The organism is Alienimonas californiensis (assembly GCF_007743815.1).
Classification (GTDB): domain Bacteria; phylum Planctomycetota; class Planctomycetia; order Planctomycetales; family Planctomycetaceae; genus Alienimonas; species Alienimonas californiensis.
The window spans coordinates 4,076,634-4,097,147 of sequence record NZ_CP036265.1; the positions used below are offsets into that span (position 1 = coordinate 4,076,634).

Genomic DNA, 20,514 nt, shown 5'->3' on the forward strand with positions numbered 1-20,514 from the left:
GGGTGCAGGCTGCGGGCGTCAGTGCCACCAGAGCAGCGGGGGATCGACGGGGGCCGCGGCGTCCGGCGGGGCGGTCGCGGCCCGCTCCAGCAGACCGCGGCCGACGGGGGCGTCGGCGACGGCCTCGGCGGCGAGGCCGGTGTCCAGTCGCAGCCTGGCCCGGCGTTCACGGAGGTCGTCGGCCGCGGCGGCCTGCGTCGCTAACCGGGCGTGCAGGGCGTTCGTGCGACGACGCAGGGCGACGTCCACCTGGGCGACGGCGAAGATCAACACCGCCGCAGCCGCGAACCGGATCGTCATCGCATCGCGTCTTCAACCCGACGCCGCACCCCGGCGGCGTCCGGCGGAAGGTTCAGCAGCACGCCGATCTTGAGCCGCCTCGGATCACGGATCTTGTCGCGGTTCAGCGCGAGGATCTCCTCCTGACGACTGAACCGGCCGAGGTGTTTGTGGGCGATGTCGCCCAGCGTGTCGCCGGGGCCGACCATGTAGACCGGGCGGCCTTTGTCGTCGACGCCGTACCCGCTCCAGCCGGGGTTCGAACCGGGCGATTCGGAGGCCCGCTCCGCGTCGGCGAGGTCGGTGTCGTAGGCCAGCAGCACGCTCGGCGGCGGGCAGATCACCTTCATGCCGGGCTTGAGGTTCCGCGGGTCGCGGATCCGCAGGGCGTTGTAGCGGGCCAGGGCTTTGAAGTACTTCGCCGCCCCGTAGGCCCGCTTGCTGATGGTCCAGTAGCTTTCGCCGTCCTGCACTTCCACGACCTGCCGATCGTCCGGGCCGGAGAAGCGGAGGGGCGAGGGCGTCTGGGCGTCCGCATTGTGGACCGGACGGGTCGGCGGCAGGTTCGGGTTCCGGGTGTTGATCTCCGGGGCGAAGTTGACGGGCGTCAGGCCGTCATCCGGCTCGTCCGCCGCCAGATTCGCGGCCGGGTTCGGTTTGGGCGCGGCCTCGGCGGCCGGGGGCGAGTTGAGGTCGGGCCACTCGTTCATCGGGGCCGCGGCCGGCACGTCGGCGGGCGGGGTCGCGGGGGGAGCGTCCGCGAGTTCAACCGGCGCCATGTTCGTGGCCGGCGCCGCGGCGGGCTCGTTCGCGTCGAGGAAGAAGTCCGCGTCGGGGTTCGCGTCGAGGGCCGGCGTCGGGGCGGCCGGCTTCGGCGACGCGGCCGCCACGCTCGCCGCGGGCGCGGGGTCGTCCAGATTCCAGAGCAGGGCGGCCTCCTCCGCAGCCGGGGCCGGCTTCGGGGCGACCGGGGCGGCGGGGGTCTCCGCCGCCATGAAGATGTCGGCGTCGGCGGCCGGCTTGTCGGCGAGCAGCGGTTCCTCCGCCGCGAACATGTCGGCGTCCTCGAACGTCTCGGCGTCGGCGAAGGCGTCGGCGGCGACCGGGGCGGCGGTCTTCGGGGCCGGAGACTTCGGAGCCGGGTTCTTCGGAGCCGGGCTCTTCGGAGCGGCGGCGGCCGGTTCCTCAGCAGCGAGGAAGAACTCGCCCTCGTCCGCCATCGCCGGAGCGGCGTTGGCGTCGAAGGCCACGGCGCCCTCGGTCGCGGCGGGCTCGTCGAGCGTCGCAGGTTCATCCAGCGGGGCCGGCTCGTCGAACGAGAGCATGACCGGCTCCGCCGCCTCGAGCGCGGGGGCCGGATCGTTGGCGGCGTCCGCCAGGCTCGCCTCGGCGGCGACGGCCGAGTCGTCCGGGAACAGCGGGTCGGCGGCGGCCGGGGTCGGCGTCGCGGCGACGGCGGCCGGCTCGTCGGCGGCGCCCCAGAGTTCCATCGCCGCGTCCTCCGGCGAGGGCGGGTCGGCGGGCGGGGCCTGATCGGCGGTGTTTGCGGCGAGCGTCGCGGCCGCGGGGGCCATGTCGGCCGGCCAGTCGTCGTCCGCGGCGGCGGACGCCGGGGCCGGTTCCATCGCGTCCAGTTCAAACCCGTCCGTGTCCGCCAGCGTCGTCGGCTCCGCGGCGGGCTCTTCGGCGACGAACTCCACCGTGGCGGCGGCGGTCGCGGCGGACTTCGGAGCGGTCGGTTCGGTCGTCGCGGGGGCGGCGTCGAAGCTGTCCAGTTCCGCGGCGAACGGGTCGTCGGCCGCCGCCATCGCGACCGGCTTGGCGGGCGGGGCGGCCGGCTTGGGATCCGCCGCGGCGAAGCTGCCGGTGGACCAGTCCACGGCCACGGCAGAGTCGGCCGGCTGTTTCGGGGCGGGTTCTTCCAGGGCGACGAACTCGACCGCGGCGCCCGATTCGGCGCCCGGCTCGGCTCCCCAGAGGTCGACGTCGGTCGGCGCCGCCGCGGGGGACGCCGCATCGGCGAGCGGCACCCCGCCGGTCGGCTCGGCGCCCGGCTCCGGCCCGAAGGCGTCGCTGAAGTCAGCCAGGTCGCCCGTGTTGCCGGCGTCCGTTACGGCGCCCAGACCGGCGTCGGGCTTCTCCGCGAGGGGATCGTCCGCGGCGTCTTTGGGTTCGGCCGGGTCGTTCGCTTCGTGCAGGGCGGCGAGGGCCGTCAGCTTGTCCTCGTACTTGTCGTGCAGGACGAAGCCGAACACGCCCACGAGGGCCGCGAACACCGCGACGCCGACTTTGGTTTCGTTCGCCATGACGAATCTCCCGCGTCCGTGCGGATCGAAAAGGGGTGTGTCGAGGTGGTCGCCGCGGCGCCGTCCGGAGAGACGAACCGCAGCGGGGCGGCCGTCAGGCCGTCGTTCGGAGCGCCGCCCGCAACTTGGCGGAGCGGGCCCGGGGGTTCAGTCGCGTCTCGCTGGGCGTGGCGGTCACCGGCTTCTTCGCCAGCGGCCGCCAGCCGTTCGCCTCGACGAACGCCCGTTTGACGAGGCGGTCTTCGAGGGAGTGGAAGGTGAGGATCGCCGCCCGACCGCCCGGCTTCAGCACGGCCGGCAGCACGTCGGCGAGGGTCCGTTCGACGTGGCCGAGTTCGTCGTTCACCGCGATGCGGAGGGCCTGGAAGATGCGGGTGGCCGGGTGGGAGCCGCCGCCGGCCGGGGCGACGGCCTCCACCAGCGCGGCCAGTTCGTCGGCGAAGCGGATCGGGGCGACGTCGCGGCGCCGGACGATCTCCGCGGCGATTGCCGCGGCCCGCGGGTGCTCGCCGTACTCGGTGAACAGGCGGGTCAGTTCGGCTTCGTCCGCTTCGACCAGCAGGTCGGCGGCGGGGCGGCCGTGGCGGACATCGAACCGGAGGTCGAGCGGCCCGCCGCCCCGGCCGTCGCCGAGTTGGAAGGCGAACCCGCGGGTTTCGTCAGCGAGTTGGTCGCTGGAGAGGCCCAAATCCAGCAGGACGGCGTCGGCCCGGTCGACGCCGGCGTCGTCCAGCGCCGTGCGGAGTTCGCTGTGGGAGGCCTGATGCACCGTCGCCCAGGGGTAGGAGGCGAGGGCCTCGGCGGCGTGGCGGAGCATCAGCGAGTCGCGGTCCACGCCGACCACGCGGCCGGAGGGGCCGACGGCGGCGGCGATTTTCGCAGCGTGCCCGCCGGCTCCGACGGTGCCGTCGATCACCGTCACCCCCGGCTTTAAGGCCAGTGCAGCCAGGACCTCCCGCACCAACACCGGGCGATGCACCGGCCGCGTCGCGGCGGACGGGGAGGGCGGCGGGGGCGAGGAAGCGGACACGAGGCCCGGGGTCTAGTCGAATCCCCTTCGGGCGCGAAGACCAGCCGCCGCGCCCCCTTCAATCCGCGCGATCGGCCGCCGCCTCAACGGTCCGGACGTCGGCGAGCGATCAGAAAGATGGCACGGCTTCCACGCCTCCGCTTATCGTAGATTGCCCAAGCGGCCCGCCCCGCCCGAACCGCGCAGAGATCGATGTCCTCGGTCCAGAACCATCCCCTGACGAACGCCGTGGGAACCCCTCGCCGCAGCGCGGCGCCGCCCCCGGTCCCGCCGCCCTATTTTCTGCGGGCCCGCTCGCCGCTGCTGCGGGGCGTCGCGAGGAATACCGTCGGTCTGGCGCTCGCCGGCCTCATCGGCGCCTGGGAACGCATCGGGCGGTTTCCGCACCTGCACCGTTTGATGATGCGCACCTCCGAGAGCCTGAAGGGGCTCGGCGGCGGGGGCTTCGGGGAGTACGAACCGACCGGGCGGGACGCGTTCGTGGTGACGTTCCCCAAGAGCGGCACGAATCTCACCCTGCAAATGCTCCAGCAGATCGCCCACGGCGGTCGCAGCGAGTTTCGACACATCCATGACGTCTGCCCCTGGCCGGAGTCGTTCGCACTCGGCTCCGCCTCGCTGGGGGAGGACCCGGGCGACGGGCTGTTCCGCGTGATCAAGACGCACCTTCCGGCGTCGCAGTTGCCCGTACCGGAGGAGCCCGGGCCGGCGAAGTGGGTGTACGTGGCCCGCGACCCGCGGGACGTGTTCGTCAGCGCCTACCACTTCTACCGCGGCATCGCCTTCGGAAGGGCGATGCCGTCGGTGGAGGCGTGGCTCGGCACCTTCCTACGGAACGAATATCACTTCGGCAGTTGGGCGGAGCACGTCGCCGGCTTCTGGGCGCTGCGGGACCGGCCGGACGTGCTGTGGCTCACCTTTCGCGAGCTGACCGCCGATCCCGGCGGAGCCGTCGATCGGCTGGCGCACTTCGTCGGCGCCGAGCTGACCGACGAGGAACGCGCGGAGGTGGTGCGGCTGTCGTCCCGGGACTGGATGAAGGCCCACGACGAACGCTTCCGGCCGAACATCGCCAGCCTGTGGGCGGATCTGGAGGCCCCGATGGTCCGACGCGGCGTCGCCGGCGGGAGCGGGGAACTGCTCACCCCGGAGCAGCAGCGCCGGATCGCGGAGTTCTGCAAGGCGGAATTGCACCGCCTCGGCAGCGACCTCTGCTTTGACGAGACGTTCGGGGCTGCGTCGGCGCCGCAGCGGGTGGAGCCGCGGCGGCTCGAACCGCAGCGGTTGGGTCCGCAGCATTCAGACCCGCAGCATTCGGGGCCGCGGCGGGCGGCCGCCTAGGTTGAACGGCTGGCGGAGATGTCGTCGAACAGGTCCGCGATGCGGTCGTCGGTCAGGCCGTCCGCGACGAACGCCGCCCCGGTGAAGTCCATGGCGGCGGTGTGCCGGTTGGGAACCGCCACCGTGACGGCGCCGCTGGCGACGCCCGCGGCGCAGCCGGTTTCGCTGTCCTCCAGCACCAGCATCTCGGCGATCGGCACGCCCAGCCGCTCGGCGGCGGCGAGATAGATCTCCGGGTTCGGCTTGCCGCGGGTCACGTCCTCTGCCCCGAGCAGCACGTCGAACCGCTCCAGCAGATCGAAGCGGGTCAGCGTCTCCCGCAGGTAGGCCCGGTCCGAAGACGTGCAGACCGCGGTCGGCAGGCCCTCGGCGGCCACGCGGTCCAGCAGCGGCAGGGCGCCGGGCATCAGGCCGAGCAGGCCCTCGGCGTGACCGCGAAACAGGTCGCCCAGTTCCACGATCAGTTCGTCCGCGGTCTCGGTCAGACCGAGGTGGTTGATCAGGGCCGTGAACGCCTCGTCCGCGCGCTTACCCAGCATCAGGCCCCGGACTTCCGGGGTGTGTTCGTGGCCGCGGCGGGCCAGCAGGTCGTTCCCGGCTTTCTCGAAGACGTCCTCGCTGTTGATCAGCGTTCCGTCCAGATCGAAGGCGACGGCTCGGAGGGGCACGGCGATACGGGGATCGAGGGGGGAAACGGCGGGGGGGCGGGGCGGGACCATAGCCCCCTCCGCCGCCGGCGTCTCATGCCGAATCGAAACTCAATCCTCAGCCCGCGGTGAGCCAGCGGCGGGCCGCGGCGCGGTGGGCGACGTCGAAACAGCGGACCTCCCCGCCGATCAGCGGTTCCAGAATCTCCGCCCGGCGCCGCAGGACCGTCGGCTCTCCCACCAGCGCCAGACGGCCGATCTGCTGCCCGTAGCGGGCAGCGAACTTGGCCACGTGGCGCTGGGCGGCGGAGTCGAACGTCGCCGCCCCGCGGACTTCCTGCAACACGTGGGCGGCGCCGCGGCGGGTCAGGGCGTCCTGCATCCGGCCGGCGGTCCACTCGGCGTGGCAGCGCTCGTCCGCCGGCGTGCGGCCGGAGGGGCGGTCGTCCACGAGAATCTCCAGCAACGCCGGCCCGGAGGGCAGGGCGGGGCCTTCGAGAAACGCAATCATCTGGCATCCATGCGGGGGAAGGCGACCGGCCAGGGGGCCGCGGCCGGTCGATCGAACGCTCCCCGGGGGGAGACGTCCGACGGGGCGAGGTCTACCAAACCGCGCGACTCGCCGGGAAGGGCCAGCCCGCGTCATCGGACCTCACGCCGCGTCATCGGTTCTCACGCCGCGTCGCGCGCGGCGTCCAGCAGTTCGAGCCACGGCCGCACGTAGTGGCCGCTGTCGTGGTAGGTCCGCCCGCTGCACAGGTTGCCGTCCACCACGCTGGGGGCGTCCACGTACACGCCGCCGCAGACCTCCAGATCGAACCGGCATTTCGCCACCGTCGCCATCCGCCGCCCCTCCACGCAGCCGGCCCGGGCCGGGATCTCCACGCCGTGGCAGACTGACAAGATCGGCTTGTTCGCCGCGAAAAACGCCCGGGTGATCCGAATCAGGTCCGGGTCGTCCCGCAGATACTCCGGCGCCCTCCCGCCGGAGTAGAACACGCCGAGATACCGATCCGGGTCCACCTCCGCGAAGGTCACGTCGGCGTCGATGCGGTAGCCCTCCCACTCCTTGGTGATGGTCCAACCCTCGCGGACCTCGTGCAGCACCATCTGATAGGTGCGGCGCTCCGGGGCGGCGACGACCGGCTGGTATCCGGCCTCGATCAGCCGGTGGTAGGGGTAGAGGGTGTCCATCATCTCCGAGGCGTCGCCGACGACGATCAGTACGGGCGGGGAGGACATGGGCAGTCAGCGGTTCGGGGGAGAGAGCGGATTAATGCAGCCGGACCGAGCGGCCGGTGCGGTTCGATTCGTAGATCGCCTGGAACATCGCCACGACGGTGCGGCCCTCCGCCCCCGTGACCGGCGGCTGGGCGCCGTCGCGGACGGCCCGCAGAAAGTCGGCGATGTTCAACTCGTGATAGTGCGTAGTCCCGTCGACGGCGGCGAAGGCGGCGGCGTCCTGCCGTCGGAACGCCTCCAGTTCGCCCTGTTCGCCGGCGATCGTCCAGACGTCGTTCAACGGCGGGTCGGCGATGCCGCTGACGCCGGCGACGAAGGAGGCCCCGGTGTCCGTCTGCACGCCGACGGACGCACCGTTCGACCCGTGCACGTGCACCTTCGTGTAGATGCCCGGGTCCTGCGACAGGCTCGTCAGGATCGACCCCAGCCCGCCGCCGCGGAACCGCAGGGCGGCGACGGCGCTGTCCTCCACCTCGACGGTCGGGTGGTTCAGGTTCGCCCAGTAGCCGGTGACCTCCTCCGGTTCGCCGAGGAACCACTGGAGCAGATCGAGCTGGTGCGGGCTCTGATTGACCAGCACCCCGCCGCCCTCGCCGGCCCCGTCCTTCGTCGCCCACCGGCCCCGCCACGGATCGCTGCGGTAGTAGGCGGGGTCGCGCCAGGAATACATCAGAAACAGACCGAGAACCGGCCGCCCGATCTTGCCGGCGTCGATCGCCCGCCGCATGCGGACCACCGGTTCGTAATACCGCCGCTGGCTGACGACCCCCAGCGTCGCCCCGCCGCGGTCCGCGGCGTCTAGCATCGCGTCGCAGTCTTCGACGGTCGCCGCGAGCGGTTTCTCGACCAGCACATGCACGCCCGCCTCCAGCGCCGCGACCGCCGGGGCCGCGTGCAGCGGGTGGGGCGTGGCGATCAGCAGAGCCTCCGGCCGGGCGGACCGCAGCAGATCGTCGACCGAGGCGTGGGCGGTCCCGCCGAACTCCGCGGCGAACGCGGCGGACCGGGCGGCGTCGGCGTCGCAGCAGCCGACGAACTGCGACTCCGGCAGCCGCGTCAGGGCCAGCGCGTGCGTCCGCCCGATCTTCCCGCAGCCGACCAGCGCGGTACGCAGCGGAGCGGACATGACGAAGCGAACGGCGAAACAGGCGAGCGGGGGACGCCCGCCCCCTGAGTTGGGCCACGGACGCGACCGCAGGCTAATCCCCCCAGTGTTTCGCCACCATCCGCCGCAGGAAGGACAGCGATTCGGCCATCTCGCCGAGGCCGTTCATGCCGTCCTCAATGCTGATCCAGCCGTCGTAGCCGCTTGCCGAGAGCCGGGAGAACAGGGCGTCGTAGTCGTTCAGCCCTTTCCCCGTCACGCCGTGCATCAGGTCGGGCGAGTACCCCAGCGTGCCGTCCGCCTGCCGCAGGTCGTCCAGCGAGGCCCCCGGCACCAGGTATCGATCGCTGGCGTGCATGCTGACGACCCGGTCCACGACCCGGTCCAGCAGCGCCACCGGGTCGTCCCCGGCGACGAGGGCGTTCGACGGGTCGAACTGCACGCCGAAGTAGTCCCGCTCCGGGACGCGGTCCAGCAGTTCGAGAAACACGTCGGCCTTCTGGGCAAACTCCGGGAACCGCCAGAAGCCGTCCTTGTAGTGGTTCTCGAGGCCCAGCGTGACGCCCTCCCCCCGGGCCGTCGGCATGCAGGCGGCGAGGCACTCCGTGACCCAGTCGAGTCCCTCCTCCCGCCCCACCTCCGGCCGCCGTTGCCCGCTGAGGACGCGGCACACCGGCCGACCGCCGTGGTCGAAGTCCGCCCCGGCGAGGTGTCGGGTGACGCGAATCATGTCGCATTGCCGATCGACGGCCCGCCGCCGGTCGTCCGGGTCCGGCTGGGTGAAGTCCGGCGAGCAGCAGAGCATCGGCATCGCGAACCCGGCCTCGGCGATGGCGTCCCGCAGGCGGTCCAGCGAAGCGTCATCGGTCCCCGGCAGAAAGCCCTCGTACATCTCCAGCCCGTCGGCGTCGAGCTGCTTCGCCTCCGTGATCCAGTCGAAGACGGTCATCCCGCCGTCGCCGCTGATCTCCTCCAGATAGCACTTCGGAAAGGCGGAGAGACGCGGCCGGGCGGCGGACATGGGCGGGCGTTCCGGGGGGGCGGTTCAGGCGAGCGCCTCCTGAACGACGCGCCCGTGCACGTCGGTCAGCCGGAAGCGACGGCCCTGATAGCGATAGGTGAGGCGCTCGTGGTCGAGGCCGAGCAGATGCAGCAGGGTGGCGTGCAGGTCGTGCACATGCACGCCGCCCTCGGTCACGTTGTAGCTGAACTCGTCCGTGGCGCCGTGGACGTGGCCGGGCTTCACCCCGCCGCCGGCCAGCCACATCGTGAAGCAGCGGGGGTGATGGTCCCGGCCGAAGCCTTCCGGCGTCAGTTTGCCCTGCGAATAGCAGGTCCGGCCGAACTCGCCGCCCCAGACGACCAGCGTGTCCTCGAGCAGGCCCCGCTGCTTGAGGTCCGTCAGCAGACCGGCGGTCGGTTGGTCGGTCTTGCGGCAGGAGGCGCGAATCTGGCCCGGCAAACTGCCGTGATGGTCCCAGCCGGGCTGGTAGAGCTGAATGAACCGCACGCCCCGCTCCGCCAGCCGCCGGGCCCGCAGGCAGTTGGCGGCGTAGGTGCCGGGGACGTGCACCTCGTCCCCGTACAGGGCCAACGTGGCGGCGGTCTCCTGCGAGACGTCCGTCGCCTCCGGGATGGAGGTCTGCATGCGGAAGGCCATCTCGTACTGGGCGATGTGCGTCTCCAGCGTCGGGTCCGCGGTCCGTTCCAGCCGCAGCCGGTTCAGGTCCTGCACATGATCCAGCACGTTCCGCCGGGCGGCGCGATCGACGCCGGGCGGGCTGTTCAGATAGAGCACGGCGTCCTTGGAGGACTCCAACTGCACGCCGTCGTATTTGCCGGGGAGAAAGCCGCTGCCCCACAACCCGGAGGCCAGCGGCTGCCCGCTGCGGTCCTTCGAGACCATCACCACGAACGCCGGCAAATCCTCGTTCGTGCTGCCGAGGCCGTACCACAGCCACGCCCCGGCGCTGGGGCGGCCGGGGAACTGCGAGCCGGTCTGCATCAGGGTCACGCCGGGGCCGTGGTTGATGGCCTCCGTGTGCACCGCCTTGAGCACGCAGAGTTCGTCCGCCAGCTTGGCCGTGTGGGGGAGCAGTTCGCTCATCCACTGGCCGCTCTCGCCGTGGCGGGCGAAGGCAAAGGGAGAGCCGACCATCGGCAGGCTCGCCTGGTGGGCGCTCATCCCGGTCAGTCGCTGCCCGGCCCGCACGGACGCCGGCAGTTCCTCCCCGTGCCGGGCGGCGAGCGCCGGTTTCGGGTCGAACAGGTCGATCTGCGACGGCGCCCCGGACTGGAACAGAAAGATCACCCGCTTCGCCCGCGGTGCGAAGTGAGCCGCGGCCGACTCCGCCGCGGCGGCCTGCGGGTTCAGCAGCGTGCCCAGCGCCATCCCGCCGAGGCCGAAGCCGAAGCGGTTCAACACGTCCCGCCGGCTGGGTCGAAACGAGGGAGAGGGGGCGTCGATCGTCACGGTCGCCTCGCGCTTTCGTCCAGGTTGAGCAGGCCGTTGACCAGCGCCGTCAGCGCCGCGTGCCGGGCCGGCGGCAGATCCGCCGACCGCGGAGCGGCACCGACGTTCAGCAGTTCCTCCGCCGCGGCCGGGTCGGCGGCGTAGCGGGCCTGTTGGTCCTCGAACAGATCGTGCAGCACCGTGGCCTCCGCGTCGGTCGGCACGCGGCTGGTGAGCGTGCGGAACGCCGCGGCCGCGGCGGCGTCCGTGTCGTCGCCGTGCTCCCGCAGCAACCGCCCGGCGAATACGCGGGAGGCCTCGACGAACTGCGTGCCGTTCAGCAGGACGAGCGCCTGCAACGGGGATTGGACCACGTCCCGCCGCAGTCGGCAGACCTCCCGCCGGCCGGAGTTCATCGCCAGCATCACCGGGGCCGGGGCGGTGCGTTTCCAGAAGGTGTACAGGCTGCGGCGGTAGAGCCCGGGGCCGTCGTCGGGTTGGAGCGGCGTGTAGGCCAGGGCCAGGTCGTAGGGCTTCGCGGGCGGCCCGCCGACGCGGCGCTCCAGCAGCCCGCTGACGGCGAGGGCGTTGTCGCGGATCATTTCCGCCGACAGCCGGTCCCCGCTCGCTCGGGTTAGCCAGACGTTCTCCGGGTCGCGGTCGCGGCTCTCGGGGGAGACGACGCTGTCCTGGGCGTAGGTCGCCGAGAGGGCCATCGTCCGCAGTAACCGCCGCACGTCCCAGCCGTGTTCCACGAAGTCGCGGGCCAGCCAATCCAGCAGTTCCGGGTGCGAGGGCGGCTCGCCCTGATTGCCGAAGTCCTCCGGCGTGCTGACCAGCCCGCGGCCGAACATCAGTTGCCAATACCGATTGACCGCCACCCGGGCCGTCAGCGGGTGGTCCGGCTCGGTCAGCCAGCGGGCCAGCCCGAGCCGGTTCCGCGGGGCGTCCGCCGGGAAGGGGGGCAGGGCGGAGGGGGTGTCCGCCGCGATCGCCTCCCCCGGTTGGTCGTAGGCCCCGCGGTTCAACAGGAACGCCGACGCCGGCCCCTCCTGCTCCCGCATCACCGTGATCGCCGGCGTGGCGTCGACCGCCGCCCCCAATCGCTGCCGGGCCGCGGTCAGGGCCGTCTGGGCTTCGCGGCTCGGTTCGTGGGCCGTGGCGAGGAAGAACTCTCGCAGGGCGGACCGCTGGTCGTCGCTCAGTTCTTCCGTCGGCGTGGCGAACAGCGGCTCGACCGCCGCCGGGTCAAACAGCCCCCGCACCTCGAGCGGCGACAGCGTGCGGTCGTACAGGCGGAACTCGTCCACCGCCCCGTCCTTGAAGCCGCGGTCGCGGTAGCGGGAGCCGATCGCCAGATCGGGATAGCCGCCGCTCCATTGCGTGATCGTGCGGGTCAGGCGGTCGGCCGTGACGACGGTCTCCGCAGGCTCGCCGTTGAGGAACAACCGCAGCCCGGCGGCCCGGCTGGAGCCGTCGTAGGTCACGGCGACGTGCGTCCAACGATCGACCGTCAGCGGCTTGGTCGTCTCTAGGCCGATCGCGTCGCCGGGCCAGAAGTGGGCCAGCCGCACGGCGAGTCGATCGCCCCGCTTCGTCAGCTCGTAGCCGATCGACCCCGCGTCGTCCCAGCCGCGGGAGCGGCGGACGATCACCGCCCGCTCCGTCAGTTCCGTCGGCCTGATCCAGAGAGCGAAGGAGAACGGCTGGTGCCGCTCGAAATGTCCGGCGCCCGGCAGCACGACGGCGTCGTCGCCGGTCAGTTCCAGCGCCCGGCCGACGCGGCCGTCGACCAGTCGATTCGCCCGGGGCGTCACCGCCGGCTGGCCCGCCGGGTTCGACAGCCCGGCCGCTTCTGCGGGGTTGAGCTTCCCACCGGAGTCGCTCACGGCCTGCTCGGCGGCCACCTCTGCGAACGCTTCGAACGACAGGCTGGCGGCGGGTTCGACGGTCGGCAGCCGGTCCGGACGCGCGGCGAGCCACGCCGCGAACTCACCGTCGGCGTCGGCCCAAACTCGGTCCAGTCTGGTTTCCAGATCCGCGACGGCGGCCCGGGCGGCGTGAATCTCCGCGGCCTGCTCCGCCGTCGTCCAGTTCATCGCCGGGGTGGGGACGGCGGCGGTGAAGAACGAAATCAGCCCCCGCTCCGCCACGTTGCCGAAGTACGCCGACAGGGCGTAGTAGTCCCGCTGCGTGATCGGGTCGTACTTGTGGTCGTGACAGCGGGCGCACTCCATCGTCAGCCCGAGGAACGCCGCGGCGGCGGTGTGCGTGCGGTCGGCGACGTTCTCAACGCGGAACTCCTCCGGCGGCGAGCCGCCCTCCTTCTTGTGCGAGTGCAGCCGGTTGAACGCCGTCGCGAGCTGCTGGTCGGGCGTCGCGTCCGGCAGCAGGTCCCCGGCGAGCTGCTCCGTGAGGAATCGGTCGTAGGGCGAGTTGTCGCGGAACGACCGCAGGACCCAGTCGCGGTAGGGCCAGACGAACCGCTCGTCGTCCCGCTGATAGCCATAGGAATCGGAGTAGCGAGCCACGTCCAGCCACTCCGCCGTCAGCCGTTCGGCGTGGGCGTCGCTGGCGAGCAGTCGATCGACCGCCGCGGTCCTGGCGGCGTCCGGTTCTTCAGCGAAGGCGGCGAGAAACGCGTCCAGCTCCGCCAACGTCGGCGGCAGCCCGGTCAGATCGAACGTGACCCGTCGCAGCCACGCCTCCGGCGGCGCGGGCGGCGTCGGCGTCAGCCCCCGGGACGAGTGTTCCTCGGCGACGAAGCGATCCAGCGGCGAAACCGCCCATCCGGCGCCCGCCTCGGGCGCTGCCACGGCGGCGGGCAGCGGTTTGAAGGACCAGTGGGCGTCGAACGGGGCACCGGCTTCGATCCAGCGGTCCAGCACGGCCCGCTCCGCGTCCGTCAGCGTGCGGTTCGAGTCCGGCGGCGGCATCTTCGACCAGTCGTCGGCGTGAATGCGGGCGTGCAGTTCGCTGCCGGCGAGGTCGCCCGGGGCGACGCCGACGTACCCGCCGAGGTCGGCGAGGGCGTTCTCCCGGGTGTCGAGCCGAAACGGCGACGCCTGATTCGCGGCGTCCGGGCCGTGACAGTGGAAGCACCGATCCGACAGGATCGGCCGCACGTCCCGGTTGAAGGAGATCGGCCGCTCCCCCGCTCCCGCGGCGGAGACGAACAGCGTCAGAGCGGCCACGATGGCGGACGGCGCCTGCGGCATGACGGTGTTTCGCTGAGAGAAACGGGACCCGGCGGCGACTCCGCCGCGTCCCATCCTATTCGGGATCGGACCTGATCGGCGAACGCATCGGGCGAGGCCGGTCGATCGCCGCGCCGTCGGCGGACCGGTTGCCTCAGGGATCGAGGGAGACGGCGCCCGGTTCGATGTCGCCCGTGGGCGGCTCCGGCTCCGCCGCTGCCGCGGATCGTCGGGCGTTCCGTTTCCGCATCCAGAGCCGCAGGTGGACCGCCAGGCGCTGGCCGACGGCCTTCTCGTCCCCGGCGATCGAGTCGACGCCGGCGGCGGTGAAGGCGTCTTCGTGCACCTGATAACGGCTGCGGACGATGATGTGAGCCTGCGGGGCCGCGGCCCGGACCCGCTGAATAATCATCAGCGCGTCGGTGTGGTGCGGGATCGTGATGACGACCGCCTCGCAGTTGTGCAGCCCGGCGTGGTCGAAGACCTCCGCCTGCGTCGCGTCGCCCAGATCCGCCGCGAACCCCAGCCGCCGGGCGTCCCAGACGCTGTGCTGGTTCAGGTCGAGAACCGTCGTTCGCACGCCGCGGTCGATCAGCGGCCCGGCGGCAATGCGGCCGGCGGGGCCGAAGCCGATAATCGCCACCTCCGGCGGCAGAGGCTCGTCCGCCGAGGCGTCGAAGTCTGGAGAGCGGTCGCCCAGCAGCCCGGCGACGAAGTTTCCGAACTGCGGGGCGGCGGGCGCCAGAAAGGCGCTGGCGAAGAACGAGACGATCGCCGCCGAGACCACCAGCGAATACATCTCCGCCGAAACCACCCCGCCGCTCCGGCCGACGCTGCCGAGCACGAAGGCGAACTCGCCCACCTGGGCCAGCGCCAGCCCGGTCGCGGCCGCGGTGCGGTTCGTTTGGCCGAAGGCCCGGAAGATCGCCCAGACAATTGCCAGTTTGCCGACCGTCAACGCCGCCACGACCGCGGCGACGACGTACCAGTTCGACAGAATCCAGATCGGGTCGGCGACCATCCCGGCCGAGCCGAAGAACAGCGTCAGCAGAATGACCTGCAACGGCGAGATGTCCGCACGGATCTGCGTGGCGAAGTCGCTGCTGCCCAGCATCATCCCCGCGACGAAGGCCCCCAACGCCGGGGAGATGCCCGCGGCGTGGGAGATCCAGGCGGCCCCGAGCCCCGCGACGGCGGCGAAGCCGACGGTCAGTTCCCGGTTCTGCCGCAGCGTGAGCTGGCCGAGCGCCCAGACGGCCACCGACGTCAGCACGTACAGGGTCGCCGTCAGACCGCCCGCGACGAGGAACAGGCGCCCCACCTCCTCGCCAATCTCCCGGAGGCTCCCGCCGGCGCCGAGGACGGTCATCAGCAGGGCGAGCGGCACCACGGCCATGTCCTGCGTCAGCAACACGCCCAACGAGTTACGGCCGTGCGGCATATCGATCTGGCCGCGTTCCATCAGGATCCGCAGCACCACCGCCGTGCTGCTGGGAGCGACCATCGCTCCGAAGGCGACCGCCGCCGCGACCGACGGACTGAAGGCGTACGCGGCCGCGGCGGTGACGAGGACCGTCACGACCACCTGGACCGCCCCGCCCAATAGCGGCTTCGGCCCGAGCTTCCGCAGCCGGGCGACGGAGAACTCCAGTCCCAGGCTGAACAGCAGCAGCGCGACGCCCAACTCGGCGACCGCTTCGATCTCATGCTGCGAGGTGACGGCCCCGACGCTGCCCGGCCCGCCCAGCAGCATGCCGGCGAGCAGGTAGCCGACGATCGGGCTCTGTCCAAACCGTGCGAAGATCCCGCCGACCAGCAGCGAGCCCGCCAGCAGCACGACGATATCCCTCAGCAGCAACCAGAGGTCCACACACGTCTTTCGCGAGTCGCGCGGCGAAGCCGCAGGGCGTTCCGGGGGAGTCTAAGCCCCGGACGCCGCGTCCGCCGTTTGCCGCGGCGTCGCATCCCGCGTCTCTTCAGAAATCCAAAAACCCGCCCCCGCCGGGTCGGCGGGGGCGGGTTTTAGGCGGGGCCGTGGGAGGCGGCGGACGGCTCAGTGATCGTCGTGGCGGTCGCGGCGGTCGCTGTGCCAGTCGTAGTGGCCCGGGATCACGTCGAGGTGATTGCCGTGCGGCACGACCATCGTGGGGTGGTAATCATAGTGCCCACTGCCGTGCCCGGAGCCGTGGTGCGAGTTCCCGAGGCCGTAGCCCGACTGCCCGTAGCCGCGGCCGAACTGGCTGCTCGAGCCGTAGCCGTAGCCGTTGTTGAAGCGGGACCGGCTGAAGCTCGACCCGTACCGCCCGGAGTTCCCGTAGAGGTTGGAGCGGCCGTAATTGCCGTAGTTCGATCCGTAGCTCGAGTTATAGCCGCCGCCGTAGCCGTTGCCGTACGTCGCGGCGACGCCGTTGCCGAGCGAGAGCTGGAAGGAGACCCGCGAACGATCGCCCGCGTCCGCCTGGGAGGAGCCGGCGACCAGTAGAGCGGCGGTCGCGGCGAGAGTGAGGGTCGAGCGGAGCATTGTCGCGGTCCTGAAACGTTGGGAGTGGATCAACGCTCTATTGGGGTGCATTCGCTGTGCCATACGTCGCGCGCCAAGTTTCAGTCTGCGAACCCTGTCATCGCAGATGGGACGACGATCCACGATGTCGACGCAGAGTGTCGCGGATGGGATTGGATGTTGTCAGAGTGAGGTCATTATCACGGCGTATGTCTAGCCGAACCCCCTATGCCGTATTCAATGCGGAGACAATGTTCGTCCGGGCCGCGTGCCACGCGGGGATGACCCCGGCCAGCAGTCCCACCGCGGCGGAGACCCCCGCGGCGGTCAGCGCCAGCGACAGCGACGGGCGGAAGGCGATCGTCACCCCCTCCGCGCCTACGGCCAGCCCGCCGAACGCCAGGATTGCCGTCGCCGCGGCCGTGCCGACCAGACCGCCGAGCAGGCAAATCAGGAGGCTCTCGCAGACGACCAACCCGAACACCCGCGTCGGCCGCACGCCGAGGGTTTGCAGCACCGCGTGTTCCTTCACCCGGTCCTGCACGGCCATCACGGTCGTCGTGGCGACGAGCGCCAGCACCAGGCCCACGCAGGCGAAGCCGAGCCAGTGGGCGAAGCCGATCAGGTCCACCAGATCCGACAGCGTGCTCGCCTGGAAGGCCCCCTTGCGGCGGGTTGTCGTGGCGACGGGGCCGGCGGCGAGGGCAATGTCGATCTCGCGGGCCGTGGCGTCCGCGTCGGCATCCGGGGCGAGGGCGACCTCGTGCATCGTCACCAGCCCGGCGGCGTCGAGGCCGCGGGTGTACTGGAGGAACTCCAGGCTGGTGAACGCCACGTTCTCCTCCGCTGCGACCGGCGAGGCGAAGACCCCGGCCACCTGCACGCTGAGGTCGCCGATCGAAAACGTGTCCCCCACCGCCAGCCCCCGCCGCCGGGCCAGCGACCGGCCGACGATCGCCGCATCCCGCCGGCTCTCGAAGCTCGCCCAGTCGCCGGAGAGCAGCGTCAGTCCGCGGTTCTCCCGCAGTTGCTTCGGCGCCGCCCCGTTGAAAACGACGATGTCCAGGCTCGCCCGGCAGTTATTCGTCCAGACCTGCACCGGCATCACGTCCCGCACCCCGGACACCGCGCGAATCGTGCGGGCGTAGTCCTCCGGCAGCCGGCTGCTGGTCGGGCAGAAGCGGTTCTCCTGAAAGACGATCAGCGTGCGGTCGGCGTCCCCGCCGGCGGTCAGGCGGTTCAGACCCTCCTGCACGGAGGCGACGAAGCAGAACACGAACAACGCCACCGCCGCCCCGCCAGCAGTCAGAAAGGTGCGCATCCCGTGCCGCCACAGGCCTTTGAAGACGTAGGGGAGGAACTTGAACATGGATTCGCAGGAGGGGGAGTTCGGTTCGCCGTCGCCGCTAGGCGGCGCGTGCTCGGGGGGTCACGCAGCGAGCGCGCCGCCTGCCGGCGACGGCGATGCGGGGCGGGCGTTGGATTTGGCGGGCAGTTCGACGATCTGCCCGCCGTCCAGCCGCAGCCGGCGGCCGGCGAGGTTCGCCACGGCGGCGTCGTGGGTCACCATCAGCAGCGTCATGCCCAGTTCCTCGTTCAACCGGACGAGCAGGGTCTGAATCTGTTCGCTGGTTGCGGCGTCGAGGCTGCCGGTGGGTTCGTCGGCGACGACGAGGGTGGGGTTCATCACGATCGCCCGGGCGATGCCGACCCGCTGTTCCTGCCCGCCGGAGAGCTGTTTGGGCAGGTGATCCGCCCGGTCGGTCAGGCCGACCGCTTCCAGGGCCAACTCGACCCGCTCCCGCCGCTGCGTCCGCGACAGCGAGGCCAGCAGGGTGGGCAGTTCGACGTTCTCGTAGGCCGTCAGCACCGGCACCAGGTTATGCGTCTGAAAAATGTAGCCGAGGTGGGCCGCCCGCCAGTCGGCCAGCTTGGTGCGGGACATCGCGGTGATCTCCGTCCCGGCGACGGTGATCGTGCCGGCGTCCGGCGGGTCGATGCCGGCGACGGCGTTCAGCAGCGTGCTCTTGCCGGTGCCGCTGGGACCCATCATGGAGACGAAGTCCCCCTGATGAATGTCCAGATCGACGCCGGCCAGCGGGGTGACGGTCTCGCCGCCCTTCTTGAAGGCCTTCTTCAGGCCGCGCACTTCGACTAACGCCATGGACCTGCCTCGTGTGTGAATGGGGTGGGGGAACCGGCCGGTCAGCCGGCGTCCTCGCCGGTGATCTCGATGCGGTCGCCGTCCTCCAGCCCCTCGCGGCCGGCGACGAGCAGTTTGTCGGTGGGGCGGAGGCCGTCGCTCACCTCGATCAGCTCCTCCGTCCCGGCCTCGCCAAGCGTGACCGGCTGCCGACGGGCGACGTTCCCCGCCGCGGCGAGCCAGACGCTGCGGGCGTCGCCCTCGCCCTCGACCAGTCGGCGGGGGACGAGCAGACGTTCCCGCTGCTCCTCGCCGACGGATTCCTCGTCGCTGGGCGGGGCGAGGAAGGTCGCTTTGACGAGCATCTCCGGCCGTACGGCCGGCGGCGGGTTTTCGAGGGCGACCTTTACTTCCAGGGTGTTCTTCTGCACGTTCGCGGCGGAGGTCGTCTCCAGCACGCGGCCGGCGATCGGTTCGTCGGCGGCGGCGGTCTCCACCGTCACCGGCTGGCCGCGGACGACCCGGGGGACGTCCTCCAAACGCACGTCGGCCCGCACCTGCAACATCGCAGGGTCGTAAAGGCTCACCACGGCGGAGCCTTCCGCGTTGGACTGGGCCTCCTGTCCGGTGACGAACGAACCGGGCGGGGCCAGCACGGCCAGCACGCGGCCGTCGGCCGGGGACCTCAACGTCATCCGGTCCAGCCGCAGCCGGGCGATCTCCAGGGCCACCTCCGCCTGCCCGCGGCGGGCCTCGGCGGCCCGCACCGCGGCGGCGGCGGCGGCGAGCCGGTTCGATTCCTCAATCCGCAATTCCGTCTGCTCCGCGAGCGCGTCGCGGCGCCGACGGAGAGCCTCCGCCCGCTTCGGCAGGGAGGTTTGCAGGCTGCGAAGTTCCGCCAGCGCCGCGGCGGCCCGGTCGGCCTCGCTCTCGGCTTCCTGCAGCAGGCGGCCGGAGACCGATCCCCGGGCGGCCTGACGGCCGTCGCGGTTCTGCTCCGCGAACCGCAGCCGGGCCTCGGCGGCAGCGAGTCGGGCCGGCAGGGCGTCCTGCTCTCCCTCCACCTCGGCGAGCGTGGCGTCGGCCTCCGCCAACGCGGCCCGGCGGGCGAACGGCTGCTGGTACAACTGCTCCGCCGCCGCGCGTTCCGCCTCGGCGCCGGCGAGGTCCGCCTCGGCAAGGCTCAGGTCCGCCTCCGCCTGACGCACGGCGAGTTCGCTGTCTGCGGACACCAGCCGCGCGACCACCTCCCCGGCGTCCACCTCTTGCCCGGCGACGACCAGCAACTCCTCCACGACCCCGCTGCTCAGGGCGGAGACGTAGGTCGGCGTCGGCCGCGGTTCGACCCAGCCCGCCGCCTGAAACAGCGGCGTGCCCGCCCGACGCACCTCCGCCTGTCGCACGACCACCGGGACGATCGTCACCGGCTTCGCCGTCCGCCACAGATCGCGGGCGGCCCAGCCGATCATCGCCAGGAACCCGCCGAGTACCACCGCCGGCAGCACGACGCGGGCCAGCAGACGACCGCGGCTCTGCCGCCGCTTCGGCTTCGCCGCGGCCCCCTGGGGGGCGCGGTCGAAGGCCAGGCGGCTCAAGTCCAGCGGCGGTTCGGCGAGGTCGCTCATCGGGCGGTTCGGGGGAGGAACGGGACGGGAACGGCAGCGGTTACTTCCGCACGTACACCTGCCGGGCCAGCACGCTGAGGTTGCCGGCGTCGTCCTTCTCCGCGGTGCCGCGGACGACGACCTCGGTTAATTCGTCGATCCCCAGCAGGTCCCGGGCGTTCTCCGCGACCAACTTGCCGTCGGCGTCGATCAGCTTCACCGTGGCGGAGTTCGCCGGCACCTTGTCCTGCTGGCAGCAGTAGTCCCACGGCGTCGGGCAGCCCTCGTCGGCGGCGCAGTACGGCACCTTGGGATCGACGATCGTGAACGCGGCCAGCCCGTCCACGAACGGGGCCCGGTCCCCGCCGATCAGACCGACGACGGTCACCTCGTCGCCGTCTTCGACGCTCTCCTTGACGGCGCCGACGCCTTTCGCGCCTTCGGGTTCGGTCGGGGCGAGGTAGGCGGCGTTCTGCACCGTGGGGGCGGCGGCGTCGGTGACGGGCGCGTCCCCGTCCGGGGCGCCGCAGCCGACGGCGAGCAGAGCGACGGACAGGGCGCCGACCGCGGCGGCGTGGTGGGTGAGGTTCAGCATCGAAGGTTCTCCTGGAGGGAGGGGAGGGAAGCCGCCAGCGGCGGCGGGAAGCGGGTCGGCCTCCGGGCCGAGC

17 protein-coding genes are annotated in these 20,514 nt (G+C 71.8%); 1 reads left to right on the plus strand and 16 read right to left on the minus strand.

Translation table 11 applies throughout. The features are described 5' to 3' along the window. Positions 1-18: 18 nt before the first annotated feature. The 3 genes from CA12_RS16120 to rsmH all read right to left on the minus strand — a co-directional run bounded on the left by CA12_RS16120 (position 19) and on the right by rsmH (position 3,615). Positions 19-300 (minus strand): hypothetical protein, encoded by a 282-nt coding sequence (locus CA12_RS16120; RefSeq protein ID WP_145360053.1) that lies wholly within the window; start codon positions 298-300, stop codon positions 19-21. Next, positions 297-2,585 (minus strand): LysM peptidoglycan-binding domain-containing protein, encoded by a 2,289-nt coding sequence (locus tag CA12_RS23035; protein ID WP_145360054.1) that lies wholly within the window; start codon positions 2,583-2,585, stop codon positions 297-299. Before CA12_RS23035 ends, CA12_RS16120 begins: the two co-directional genes overlap by 4 nt. A 94-nt stretch (positions 2,586-2,679) precedes the next feature. Beyond that, positions 2,680-3,615, minus strand: a complete 936-nt coding sequence (rsmH, locus tag CA12_RS16130) for a 16S rRNA (cytosine(1402)-N(4))-methyltransferase RsmH (protein WP_242687958.1) — start codon at positions 3,613-3,615, stop codon at positions 2,680-2,682. A 192-nt stretch (positions 3,616-3,807) separates the two neighbouring features. On the opposite strand from rsmH, the gene CA12_RS16135 reads away from it, so the two are divergent. Then, on the plus strand, positions 3,808-4,956 hold the full coding sequence (locus tag CA12_RS16135) for a sulfotransferase domain-containing protein (RefSeq protein ID WP_145360055.1): 1,149 nt from the start codon (positions 3,808-3,810) through the stop codon (positions 4,954-4,956). Here the strand turns inward: CA12_RS16135 and CA12_RS16140 are convergent. The 13 genes from CA12_RS16140 to CA12_RS16200 all read right to left on the minus strand — a co-directional run bounded on the left by CA12_RS16140 (position 4,953) and on the right by CA12_RS16200 (position 20,441). Continuing rightward, complete coding sequence (locus tag CA12_RS16140) at positions 4,953-5,624, minus strand: HAD family hydrolase (protein WP_165700803.1); 672 nt, start codon at positions 5,622-5,624, stop codon at positions 4,953-4,955. The two genes, CA12_RS16135 and CA12_RS16140, sit on opposite strands and share 4 nt — an antisense overlap. Before the next feature lie 97 nt (positions 5,625-5,721). Beyond that, positions 5,722-6,114 (minus strand): SpoIIAA family protein, encoded by a 393-nt coding sequence (locus tag CA12_RS16145; RefSeq protein WP_165700804.1) that lies wholly within the window; start codon positions 6,112-6,114, stop codon positions 5,722-5,724. A gap of 161 nt (positions 6,115-6,275) precedes the next feature. Further along, a complete protein-coding gene (locus CA12_RS16150) occupies positions 6,276-6,845 on the minus strand; it encodes a DJ-1/PfpI family protein (protein ID WP_145360058.1) in 570 nt (189 codons plus the stop codon). Between the two features lie 31 nt (positions 6,846-6,876). After that, a complete protein-coding gene (locus CA12_RS16155; RefSeq protein WP_145360059.1) occupies positions 6,877-7,971 on the minus strand; it encodes a Gfo/Idh/MocA family protein in 1,095 nt (364 codons plus the stop codon). 73 nt (positions 7,972-8,044) lie between these two features. Further along, positions 8,045-8,971 (minus strand): sugar phosphate isomerase/epimerase family protein, encoded by a 927-nt coding sequence (locus CA12_RS16160; protein ID WP_145360060.1) that lies wholly within the window; start codon positions 8,969-8,971, stop codon positions 8,045-8,047. 24 nt (positions 8,972-8,995) lie between these two features. Then, positions 8,996-10,417 (minus strand): DUF1501 domain-containing protein, encoded by a 1,422-nt coding sequence (locus CA12_RS16165; RefSeq protein WP_390614143.1) that lies wholly within the window; start codon positions 10,415-10,417, stop codon positions 8,996-8,998. Between the two features lie 2 nt (positions 10,418-10,419). After that, positions 10,420-13,620, minus strand: a complete 3,201-nt coding sequence (locus CA12_RS16170; RefSeq protein ID WP_165700805.1) for a DUF1553 domain-containing protein — start codon at positions 13,618-13,620, stop codon at positions 10,420-10,422. A gap of 133 nt (positions 13,621-13,753) precedes the next feature. Next, the gene (locus CA12_RS16175) at positions 13,754-15,469 is read right to left on the minus strand and encodes a cation:proton antiporter (protein WP_145360061.1); all 1,716 of its coding nucleotides are present in this window, start codon (positions 15,467-15,469) and stop codon (positions 13,754-13,756) included. A gap of 183 nt (positions 15,470-15,652) precedes the next feature. After that, entirely contained in the window at positions 15,653-16,120 is a 468-nt protein-coding gene (locus CA12_RS16180) for a hypothetical protein (protein WP_145360062.1), read from the minus strand. A gap of 205 nt (positions 16,121-16,325) precedes the next feature. Then, positions 16,326-17,468 carry an ABC transporter permease gene (locus tag CA12_RS16185; RefSeq protein WP_145360063.1) on the minus strand — a complete coding sequence of 381 codons (1,143 nt, stop codon included), beginning with the start codon at positions 17,466-17,468 and terminating at the stop codon, positions 16,326-16,328. A gap of 60 nt (positions 17,469-17,528) precedes the next feature. After that, positions 17,529-18,263: an ABC transporter ATP-binding protein gene (locus tag CA12_RS16190; RefSeq protein WP_145360064.1), complete on the minus strand. Its 735-nt coding sequence runs from the start codon at positions 18,261-18,263 to the stop codon at positions 17,529-17,531. Between the two features lie 41 nt (positions 18,264-18,304). Continuing rightward, the gene (locus CA12_RS16195; protein ID WP_145360065.1) at positions 18,305-19,867 is read right to left on the minus strand and encodes an efflux RND transporter periplasmic adaptor subunit; all 1,563 of its coding nucleotides are present in this window, start codon (positions 19,865-19,867) and stop codon (positions 18,305-18,307) included. Between the two features lie 40 nt (positions 19,868-19,907). Further along, a complete protein-coding gene (locus tag CA12_RS16200; RefSeq protein ID WP_145360066.1) occupies positions 19,908-20,441 on the minus strand; it encodes a hypothetical protein in 534 nt (177 codons plus the stop codon). Positions 20,442-20,514 lie beyond the last annotated feature (73 nt).